Source organism: Pyrinomonadaceae bacterium (assembly GCA_036277115.1).
Classification (GTDB): Bacteria; Acidobacteriota; Blastocatellia; order Pyrinomonadales; family Pyrinomonadaceae; genus UBA11740.
Genome location: DASUNM010000001.1, coordinates 1 through 1,528 on the forward strand (window position 1 = coordinate 1; position 1,528 = coordinate 1,528).

Consider the following 1,528-nt stretch of genomic DNA (forward strand, 5'->3'; position numbering starts at 1 on the left):
CTCATCATCCGCCTTATCGTCTCCTCCTCATACAGGTCCGTGCTGTACTCAAACACTATCCTTATCTCTCCTGGCTGCTCCACTCCTCCTAACCCCACTCGCTGCTCACTCGGCAGCAGCACTATTACTCCAAGGTCGAACTTCGCCGACCGGTTGTGCGCCTCGATCTCCTCTATCTCTATTCCCGGCAGCCTCATCTCCTCCATCGGCACGTCGAAAAACGTGAAGAACACCTGCGCTATCGGGTTGTAGCTCAGGCTCCTTTCCGGCCCCAACTCCTCGACCACTCGGTCGAACGGCACGTCCTGGTTCTCGTAGGCTCCTAATGTCACCTCCCTCACTCTCCCTACCAACTCCTCGAAGCTCGGATCCCCTCCCAGGTCTGTCCTCAACACCTGCGTGTTTATTATCATCCCCAACAGCCCCTCTGTCTCCCTCCTCCGCCGGTTGGCTATTCCTGTCCCCACCAGTATGTCTTGCTCCCCGCTGTACCTATTCAACATCACCTTGAACCCTGCCAGCATCACCTGGAACAGCGTCGCTCCTTGCTCTCGGCTCAGCTCCCTCAGCCTGCCCCCTAGCTCCCCGCTCACCTCAAGTATCTGCTCGCCTCCTCGCCCGCTCGCCACCGCTGGCCGCACACGGTCCGCAGGCAGCTCCAGCAGCCCCCGCGCCCCCTCCAGCTGCCTCCTCCAGTACTCCAGCTGCCTGCTCATCACCTCCCCGCTCACCCACTGTCTCTGCCAGGCCGCGAAGTCACCGTACTGCACCTCCAGCTCCTCAAGCGGCGAGGGCTTGCCCTCGGCGTACGCCCCGTAAATCGCCATCACGTCCCTGACCAGCACGCCCTGCGTCCACCCGTCGTGTATGAGGTGGTGCTCGACCAGCACCAGCACCTGCTCAAACGGGCCCATCCTCACAAGCAACAGCCGCAGCAGCGGCCCCGCCTCCAGGTCGAACACCCTGCGGCTCTCGGCCTCGATCACCCTCATCAGCTCCTGCTCTCGCTCTTGCTCGTCAAGCCCACTCAGGTCGGCCACGCTCATGCGGTAGGTGGTCGGCGCGTGCACTAGCTGCACGGGCCTGCCCTCGACAGACGGGAAGGTGGTGCGCAGTATCTCGTGCCTGCGCATCAGCTCGGTTACGGTCCTTTCGAGCAGCTCCAGGCTCAGCCGCCCCTTGAGCCTCAGCACCCTGGGGACGTTGTAGGAGACGTTTTGTGGGTCGAGCTGGCAGATGAACCATATCCTCTCCTGCGGATAGGAAAGCGGCAGCGGGATGTCGCGCCCGACCCTGGTTATGGGCGGTATGCCCTCGCCTCCGCCGTTGTCTACCCTTGCGGCGACACCGGCGACGGTCGGCTGCTCGAACAACTCCTTGAGGGCGACCTCGACGCCCAGGGCCTCCCTGACCCTTGCAATGACCTGAGTGGCAAGCAGGGAGTGGCCGCCCAGCTCGAAGAAGTCGTCGTTGACGCCGACGCGGCTCAACCCCAGGACCTGCTTGAAGATCTCGCTCACCTCTCGCT

At 62.9% G+C, this 1,528-nt stretch carries 1 protein-coding gene; it reads right to left on the reverse strand.

Features of this window, described 5'->3' with window-relative positions:
- Positions 1-1,528, reverse strand: a 1,528-nt coding sequence (locus VFX97_00005; GenBank protein ID HEX5701583.1) for a condensation domain-containing protein, incomplete at both ends; no start/stop codon positions are given.